Below are 2947 nucleotides of genomic sequence, written 5' to 3' on the forward strand. Positions count from 1 at the left end.
GTAAAAATGAAAACCGCCTTAAAAGACGGTTTTGAATTATAGTTTTGTATTTTATAATAGGCTTGTGCAACGATTACCATTGTTATGTGCTTTTTTTAATTCCATTTTTTACGTTCATCATATGCGCACACTAGAATACATTTATTTTTTATTTGCTTAGAAAGCGTAAGAGCTGATGATATAGCACCGGCAGTCGATTTACCTATTTGAATTTTATGTTTTTTAAAAATTTCGTCTGTAATTCTATCTAGTTCATTAAGCTCATATGGAACAATTTTATCAATTAAATCTGTGCGTAAATTTAATTTTTCTAAGGGCACTCCAATCGCAGTTAAAGGAGGGAAATTTTTAGGAACCTTTTCTAATGGCAATGGTTTTCCTGAATTTAATAATGATGTAGTATTTGGGAATTCGGCTGTCTCCGAAGCAATAGTAAGGGAATTAGGATTCAATTCTTTCAGTCTTTCGCTTATTCCGCTTATACTAGTTCCAGAGCCAACAATACCAACAAAATAATCAACAAATTCTATTTTAAGTCTTTTACATTCTTCGAAAACTTCATCTACAAGATTAAAATATGCCAATCTGGCATTTTTACGCGTTTTGGTTACAGGGTATAATCGCCCAGGCTCAATTTTTAAATTATTAATCCATTTTTCTTTTGCGAGATTTATTTTGTTTTCTAGAATATTTACATAACCTATATTGTAAAGTTCCGATGGGGAAAAAATGACATCTGCACCTAGATTTTTAAGCAGCTTAAGTCTTTCTGCACTAATATTTTCAGGGACAATTACTTTTGGAAGAAATGGCTTATTATATCCAAGAATATTAGCACAATATACGAATGCGGCTGCGGCATTTCCTAAACTTGCTTCAATAACAGGAGTTAGATTTGGTTTCAAAAAACCTAATTCTTCAGCTTGTTTGAAAACATATGGGTAGACTCTCATATGTATGCTGCCTACGGGATTGGCGTATTCTATTTTTAGCAGTATACGATTATTATTTGGAATGGATTCCTTTATTATATCTAGTAATGGAGTGTTACTAGATTCTGATATAAGCTGAGAGTATATGAGTTCTCTATTTTTAGATATAAGCATAACTATATATTTTCAATTTTTTTAATAATCTCTCCTATTCCGTATTCAACTTCAGTTCGCTTAGAATGTCTGAACATTGACCATATAAATAGACCAAGACTAGCTGCCGTTATAATTAAGGCTAGGTATTGAGAATTAGTGACACATAAGTTATATGAATGCCATAAAATCAGGGATAATATAGGTAATGAAAGCCCAAACGTAAACAAACGATCATCCTTCCCGTGAATGTTCTTTTTTATTCCATTGATAATTATAGATTCCAAACTTATCCAAGCCCCTTCCTTAATCGTTCCTGATTTTATTAAGCTATATAAAACGACCCATCTATATCCTTGTGCCCTAAGTTTTTGTCTTCTCCAACTCATTAAAGCAGTTACAATAATTAAAAGAGAAAAGCCTAACAGTAAAGAAGACCACGCTGCCTGAACAGAAGTAGATTCAAGATTTGTTAATCCAAAAACACTTGTTCCGCCAGTAACTAAAAAAGCATATTGAAGCGCACGATCTTTCTGTGTTTTCTCGACATCACACTCTCGTCTAGTTTGCTCAAAATAGGCTATTTCGGCAGCCGATAAATCTAAAGCAGGTTGTCTAGTAACTATTTCTCGGTTTATTGAAATATCGTCTTGCTCTATTTCCTCACCAACGGATGTATCTTTTTTTATCATTAATTTAGAGTTAATTAAGGGTGCAAATTTTAATTATATCAACAATTTGATTTGGTTATCTCAAATTGCACATAACGGCATAGTATAAGAATAGTAGCGGATTTTGAAACGCTAACTTTTCGGTTAAACAAAGACCTTTTTTATATTTACTTAATTTCGTTTTAGAGATTAAACCGCTATTATTTTTATACATTGTTGGGCATAGTTTTTTTCTTATTCAATAGTTCCTTGATAATAGCGAAGAAAGCCTGAACAGCTAACCCAATCCATAAACCAAATAGTGTTGACCAAAAAATACTATTTGATGATTTTTCTTGTATTGTATTTGTGTTTTCATACCTTAAAATCAAAGGTTCAGCACTAAACATCGGGCCAATTCTAAAAGTATTTATTTCACCTTGCGGATGTATTTTTGGAGCATCATCTAGAGGGTAGTTATAGCTGATTAATTTATATGGGCTAGGTGTTTGAATCTGAATCAAATAAGTCATATGAGAAGTTGAAATTTCTTCAAATTCGTTTTGTAAAAAAGCTATTGGGATGACTACTCCAAATTCAAACTTTCCTACATCTACTATTGAATTTTTCCATTTGAATGATAGCTCACCTTGAAACTTTGGAGCATTTATACTATCGATATAAATATCTTTTTCAGTTAACCAATCTGGTCTTTCATTATTTTCTAACGGATAATATGTATTCCCTATTAAATATGATATTTCTTCTAGTTCACTAGGGAAGTTAATTGCAATTTGTTTACATGGATATTCTTTCTGTTCGAAAGGAGCAATTTTTAAATCAGTATCAATGTATCCCTTATTATCTGTTTCAAACGAGGGGCGCAAAAACATACTTACTTTCATTATTTCTCCACAATTATGTTGTATTGAAAGGTAATCGGTTACTTCCTTATCGTACTCCGTTTTTTCCAAAAATGAAATATTATTATTAGCATTTTTTATCGGATTTCCGTTGTTGTAATTAAGTTTTGAATTAGTGTAAAATATCAGACAAACGCTAGCAAGAAGAGTAACTATCTCAACTGTCAGAAGTGATGGTATTTTAATTTTTAGTTTCTTCATTTAATTATGCCCAACGTCAGTCTGTCTAATAACCTACTGCAATTTTATATATTTCTACTAAAATACAGTTTTTTGAATTAGCTGTATG

At 31.6% G+C, this 2947-nt stretch carries 3 protein-coding genes; all 3 read right to left on the bottom strand.

Features of this window, described 5'->3' with window-relative positions:
* Positions 1-95: 95 nt before the first annotated feature.
* The 3 genes from Q5N74_RS18875 to Q5N74_RS18885 all read right to left on the bottom strand — a co-directional run bounded on the left by Q5N74_RS18875 (position 96) and on the right by Q5N74_RS18885 (position 2859).
* On the bottom strand, positions 96-1106 hold the full coding sequence (locus Q5N74_RS18875; protein ID WP_304390551.1) for a pyridoxal-phosphate dependent enzyme: 1011 nt from the start codon (positions 1104-1106) through the stop codon (positions 96-98).
* Between the two features lie 2 nt (positions 1107-1108).
* Positions 1109-1777, bottom strand: coding sequence for a hypothetical protein (locus Q5N74_RS18880; protein ID WP_304390552.1), 669 nt, complete (start codon positions 1775-1777; stop codon positions 1109-1111).
* A gap of 185 nt (positions 1778-1962) precedes the next feature.
* The gene (locus Q5N74_RS18885; RefSeq protein WP_304390553.1) at positions 1963-2859 is read right to left on the bottom strand and encodes a hypothetical protein; all 897 of its coding nucleotides are present in this window, start codon (positions 2857-2859) and stop codon (positions 1963-1965) included.
* Between the last annotated feature and the right edge of the window lie 88 nt (positions 2860-2947).

The sequence above is a fragment of the Mariniflexile sp. AS56 genome (genome assembly GCF_030552475.1).
GTDB lineage: Bacteria > Bacteroidota > Bacteroidia > Flavobacteriales > Flavobacteriaceae > Mariniflexile.

What these genes read in the sequence shown, in the direction of transcription:
- Q5N74_RS18875 (WP_304390551.1), bottom strand. Translation starts at nt 1,106, where the DNA reads ATGCTTATATCTAAAAATAGAGAACTCATATACTCTCAGCTTATATCA.
- Q5N74_RS18880 (WP_304390552.1), bottom strand. Translation starts at nt 1,777, where the DNA reads ATGATAAAAAAAGATACATCCGTTGGTGAGGAAATAGAGCAAGACGAT.
- Q5N74_RS18885 (WP_304390553.1), bottom strand. Translation starts at nt 2,859, where the DNA reads ATGAAGAAACTAAAAATTAAAATACCATCACTTCTGACAGTTGAGATA.